The organism is Pseudomonas ulcerans (genome assembly GCF_036324125.1).
GTDB lineage: Bacteria > Pseudomonadota > Gammaproteobacteria > Pseudomonadales > Pseudomonadaceae > Aquipseudomonas > Aquipseudomonas ulcerans.
In genome coordinates, this window is sequence record NZ_JAZDQN010000089.1 from 1 (window position 1) to 5,351 (window position 5,351).

Here is a 5,351-nt window from a genome sequence, read left to right on the forward strand (position 1 = left end):
TAGGGCCTGATGTGGGAGCGAGCGGTTTTGCTTACTTTTTCCAAGAAAAAAGTAAGCCGCCGTAAAGGCGGAAGGCGCCGGCGGAGTCGCCGCCACGACCGGATATGCTCGCAACACCAACACCAACACCACAGAACAAATGCCCACGCCCGCCGCCCATGTCACGCACAGTCAAACCCTCTGGCGCGCACACTCAAGACAGCCTACCGATCGTTAGTAAAACTTCCCGGGTCTCTTCGCACGTCCTCGTAGACAACAAACACAACGCCATTGGATGCGGCATCCACCGCATCGCGAGATCGCCATGACTACCAAAATCGACTTCATCTACCTTTCCGAGCAGGACATGATCCGCGCCGGCGTCACCGACATGCCGGCCTGCGTCGACACCATGGAGGAAATGTTCGGACTGCTTTACCAGGGCGACTACCGCATGGCCGGGCCGAACAACGATTCCCACGGCGCGATGATCACCTTCCCGGAGAACTCGCCGTTCCCGCACATGCCCAAGCCCACTGCCGACCGCCGCATGATGGCGATGCCGGCGTACCTGGGCGGCAACTTCCGCACCTCCGGCTGCAAGTGGTACGGCTCCAATATCGCCAACCGCGAGAAAGGCCTGCCGCGCTCGATCCTGATGTTCACCCTCAACGACGCCGACAGCGGCGCGCCACTGGCCTACATGTCGGCCAACCTGCTCTCGGCCTACCGTACCGGTGCAATCCCGGGCGTCGGCGCCCGCCACCTGGCGCGCAAGGATTCGAAAGTCATCGGCCTGCTCGGCCCCGGCGTGATGGGCAAGACCACCGTCGCCGCGTTCATGGCCGCCTGCCCGCAGGTGGACACCATCAAGATCAAGGGCCGTGGCCAGCGCAGCCTCGACAGCTTCGTCGCCTGGGTCAAGGAAACCTACCCGCAGATCACCACCATCAAGATCGTCGACAGCCTGGAAGAGGTGGTGCGCGACTCCGACCTGGTCACCTACTGCAGCACCGGTGAAGTCGGCGACCCGAGCAAGTACCCGCTGGTCCGCCGCGAGTGGGTCAAGCCCGGCGCCTTCCTGGCCATGCCGGCCCCTTGCAGCATCTGCGAAGGCATGGAGCAGCACGATATCCGCAAGGTGGTCGACAACACCGGCCTGTACCAGGCCTGGTACGAGGAACTGCCCAAGCCTGCGCACAACTACGTGCCGCTGGTGGGCGTGCGCTACATGGACATGATCGCCGAAGGAAAACTGCAGGCCGAGCAGGTGGAAGACATCGGCAAGATCATCGCCGGCGACGCACCGGGTCGCCTCAACGACGAGGAAATCATCCTGATGTCGGTGGGTGGCATGCCGGTGGAAGACCTGGCCTGGGGCACCGTGGTGTACCGCAAGGCCGTCGAGCTGGGCATCGGCGTCAAGCTCAACCTGTGGGACACCCCGGTCCTCAGCTGATCCCCCTTCCTTATTCAGCTGTTGCCCTTCCTTAATAGAAAAACGAGGCAAACCCATGACCCAGATCGTCAAGGTAAAAAGCGGTTCCATCTTCGAAGAAAAGGCCAGCTACTCGCGGCTGGTAGCGGTCGACAACTGGATCTACGTGTCCAACACCGCCGGGCGCAACCCGGACACCAAGCTGATCCCGGAAGACGTGATCGAGCAGGCCGAGCAGGTGTTCCAGAACATCGAGCGGGCCCTGGCCGCGGTCGATGCCAGCCTGGCCGACGTGGTCTGCTCGCGGGTGTTCATCCAGGACCCGGCCGACGTGGCCAAGGTCATGGACTTCATCGGTACCAGGTTCCGCGGCATCGACCCGGCCTGCACCGCGACCTGCCCGCCGCTGGGCTCCACGGTCTACAAGGTCGAGCTGGAAGTCACCGCCTACCGCGGCGCGTCGAAAGCCGAAGCCGTCTACATCAACCTCGGCCAGTGATCCGCTGACCCGCCACGCAGAGTTCCCCATGTCGCCCACCATCGACCCCGTACAGACCCAGCAACAGCTGCCGCCCGCGACCACCGTGGTGATCATCGGCGGCGGCATCATCGGTCTCACCGCCGCCCTGACCCTCGCCGAGCGCAAGATCCCGGTGGTGGTCCTGGAAAAGGGCCGCATCGCCGGCGAGCAGTCGTCGCGCAACCTCGGCTGGGTGCGCAAGACCAGCCGGCATGCCGACGACATCCCGCTGGCCCTGGCGGCGGACCGCCTGTGGGCGCAGATGCCGGAGCGGGTCGGTGCGGACGTCGGCTACCGCCAGGCCGGGATCATGTTCATCGCGCGCAACGAAGCGCAGATGAACATGCATGCCGGCTGGCTGAAGAGCGTCGAGCACCTGAACCTCGATACCCGTCTGCTCAGCGCGCGGGAAATCGCCGACAAGGTGCCCGGCGGCAAGGGCGACTGGCAGGGCGGGATCTACACCCCGTCCGATGCCCGTGCCGAGCCGACCCAGGCCTCCAGCGCCATTGCCCGCAAGGCCATGGCACTGGGTGCGGTGATCATCGAGAACTGCGCGGTACGCACCCTGCAAACCAGTGGCGGGCGAGTCAGTGGCGTGGTCACCGAGCGTGGCGAAATCCGTTGCGAACAGGTGCTGCTGGCCGGCGGCCTGTGGTCGCGGCGCTTCCTCGGCAACCATGGCATCGACCTGCCAACCCTGCCCCTGGTCTGCTCGGTGCTGCGCACCCAGCCCATGGAAGGCCCGACCGAGACCGCCGTCGGCGCCCCGGACTTCTCCTTCCGCAAGCACAAGGACGGCGGCTTCATCATCACCCAACGCGGCAAGCTGGACGCTTTCCTGACCCTGGATCACCTGTTGCTCGGCCGTCGCTACCTGCCGCAGCTGAAAGCCCAGCGTGACTTCCTGAAGATTTCCCTCGGCAAGTACTTCCTCGACGACCTGACATTGGCCCGGCGCTGGAAATCCGACGCCGTCAGCCCCTTCGAAAAGGTGCGGGTCACCGACCCGGCGGCCAACGCCACGCTCAACGGCGACGCCCTGCGCAACCTGCGCGCGGCGTGGCCGGTGTTCGAGAAGGCCGAGATCGCCCAGGCCTGGGCCGGCACCATCGACGTGACGCCGGATTCCAACCCGGTGATCGGCCCGGTCGCCACCCTGCCCGGCCTGACCCTGGCCACCGGTTTCTCCGGCCACGGCTTCGGCACCTCGCCGGCGGCGGGCCACCTGGCCGCAGACCTGGTGTCCGGGGAAACCCCGATCATCGACCCGGCGCCGTACCGTTTCGAACGCCTGGCCTGAGCCTTGGCGCAGAGCCCTAGGGGATAACGCTAGGGCTCTGGCGTAAGGGGCTGAATCGAATCACTCATTTGAAACATCTATTCACCGTTACAGGGTAATCTTGGGGAACGATGTCTAACTGACATCATCGAAGAAAGGCGCAAACGCATCGGCCCGTTGCCCAGGGATCCGACGTTGTGTGACCGGGTGGTCCCTCTCTGACTGCCAGCTTTTTCCTCAAGGAGTACCCATGCAGTTCCGGCAAATGAAAATCGGCAAGCGGGCCGCCAGCCTGTTCACCCTGCTCGGCCTTCTGGTCCTGGCCCTCGGCCTGGTTTCGCTGTACGAGACCCGGCAGATGGACAATGCCTCCACCGAGGTGCGGGTAACGTGGCTGCCCTCCGTGGTGTCCCTGGGCCAGGTCGGCACCGACCTCAACCGGGTACGGGCCATCACCCTGCGCAGCCTGCTCGAAGACCAGCCAGAAACCCGAGCGGCGACCCTCAAGCGCGCCGAACAGCTGAACGAGAGCCTGAAAGCCCCGCTGGACACCTACGAGAAGACCATCTTCGAAGACAAGGACCGCACGCTGTTCAATGCCTTCGCCAGCGCCCGGCAGCGTTACACCGACATCCAGGATGACGTCAGCGACGCGGTGCTCAACAACCGCCTCGACAACGCCCGGCAATTGATCAACGGCCCCCTGGCCGATGCCACCGACGCCATGCAGACGGCGCTGCGCGACCTGGTCAAGTACAACGTCGACGGCGCGGAAAACGCGGCGCAACGCAGTGCCGACGCCTCTGCGGAATCCTTCCTGCTGATTACCTGCACCCTGGTCCTGATCATGCTGGCACTGGTGGCCATCGCCACCCTGCTCACCCGCAGCATCGTCGTGCCGCTGGCCGAGGCCGTCGCCGTGGCCGAGCGCGTCGCCACCGGCGACCTGACCCGCGAGATCCGCGTCGAAGGCCAGGACGAACCGGCCCTGCTGCTCGCTGCCCTGAGTCGCATGCAAGCCAGCCTGCGTTCGACCCTGGCACGGATCAGCGCCTCCTCCGACCAATTGGCCTCGGCCTCGGAAGAGCTGCATTCGGTGACCGAGGACACCAGCCGCGGCCTGCAGCAGCAGAGCGCGGAAATCGAACAGGCAGCCACCGCCGTCAACCAGATGACCGCCGCGGTGGAAGAAGTGGCCAACAACGCCGTGAGCACCGCCGACGCCTCCAAGGGTGCCGACCAGACCACCCGCGACGGCCGTGACCAGGTCAACCAGGCGTTGCAGTCGATCCAGTTGCTGGTGGGTGAAGTCACCGGCACTGCCGGCGACATCGAGAAACTGGCGGCCAGTGCCAACGAGATCAGCCGGGTCATGGACGTGATCGGCGCGATTGCCGGGCAGACCAACCTGCTGGCCTTGAACGCGGCCATCGAGGCGGCGCGGGCGGGTGAAGCGGGACGCGGTTTCGCGGTGGTCGCCGACGAAGTCCGTGCCCTGGCCCACCGTACCCAGGAGTCCACCGGCGAGATCGAACAGATCGTCGCCGAGATCCAGACCGGCACCGGCCGCGCCGTCGAGGCCATGCAGAGCAGCAAGGGCCACGCCACCGGCACGCTCGATGTGGCGCGGGCCGCCGGCGAAGCGCTGGAAGTGATCGCCGAAGCCATCGCCTCGATCAACCAGCGCAACCTGGTGATCGCCAGTGCCTCGGAACAGCAGGCCCAGGTGGCCCGCGAGGTGGATCGTAACCTGGTGAACATCAGGGACCTGTCGATGCAGACCTCGGCAGGGGCCAACCAGACCAGCGCGGCGGCGCAGGACCTGTCGCGACTGGCGGTGGAGCTGAACGGGATGGTGGCGCAGTTCAAGGTGTAAGCCACGTTTCAGGAGCTGCGTCAGCTGCGAAGGAGCGCGTCAGCGCTCCCGAAACCATCCTCCACGGGCTTGTGATGTGGCGGGTTTTGGGACCGCTGCGCGGTCCTTCGCAGCTGACGCAGCTCCTACCTGCACCGCGCACGCCCATGGATTCTCTACCCTGCCTCTCTGCCCCCCTCCAGGAAGATCTGCGCCGGCAACTTGAACCCCCGCAACCGCAGCAACGCCAGCGGCCCCTCCCCCAGCTCCGTGCGCA

Annotated in this window: 4 protein-coding genes and 1 pseudogene; 4 read left to right on the top strand and 1 reads right to left on the bottom strand. The window is 65.5% G+C overall.

Features of this window, described 5'->3' with window-relative positions; all coding sequences use genetic code 11:
- Positions 1-304: 304 nt before the first annotated feature.
- From V0R59_RS31590 to V0R59_RS31605, 4 genes are all read left to right on the top strand, one after another.
- On the top strand, positions 305-1,438 hold the full coding sequence (locus V0R59_RS31590; RefSeq protein ID WP_375547431.1) for a tyramine oxidase subunit B: 1,134 nt from the start codon (positions 305-307) through the stop codon (positions 1,436-1,438).
- A gap of 55 nt (positions 1,439-1,493) precedes the next feature.
- Positions 1,494-1,916, top strand: a complete 423-nt coding sequence (locus tag V0R59_RS31595) for a RidA family protein (protein WP_330078415.1) — start codon at positions 1,494-1,496, stop codon at positions 1,914-1,916.
- A gap of 28 nt (positions 1,917-1,944) precedes the next feature.
- Positions 1,945-3,240, top strand: a complete 1,296-nt coding sequence (locus tag V0R59_RS31600) for an NAD(P)/FAD-dependent oxidoreductase (RefSeq protein WP_330078416.1) — start codon at positions 1,945-1,947, stop codon at positions 3,238-3,240.
- Between the two features lie 229 nt (positions 3,241-3,469).
- A complete protein-coding gene (locus tag V0R59_RS31605; RefSeq protein ID WP_330078417.1) occupies positions 3,470-5,095 on the top strand; it encodes a methyl-accepting chemotaxis protein in 1,626 nt (541 codons plus the stop codon).
- A 155-nt stretch (positions 5,096-5,250) separates the two neighbouring features.
- Here the strand turns inward: V0R59_RS31605 and V0R59_RS32195 are convergent.
- Positions 5,251-5,351: pseudogene (locus V0R59_RS32195) on the bottom strand (type VI secretion IcmF C-terminal domain-containing protein); the annotation flags it as partial.

Coding starts and splice junctions, on each gene's coding strand:
- V0R59_RS31590 (WP_375547431.1), top strand. CDS start 305: ATGACTACCAAAATCGACTTCATCTACCTTTCCGAGCAGGACATGATC.
- V0R59_RS31595 (WP_330078415.1), top strand. CDS start 1,494: ATGACCCAGATCGTCAAGGTAAAAAGCGGTTCCATCTTCGAAGAAAAG.
- V0R59_RS31600 (WP_330078416.1), top strand. CDS start 1,945: ATGTCGCCCACCATCGACCCCGTACAGACCCAGCAACAGCTGCCGCCC.
- V0R59_RS31605 (WP_330078417.1), top strand. CDS start 3,470: ATGCAGTTCCGGCAAATGAAAATCGGCAAGCGGGCCGCCAGCCTGTTC.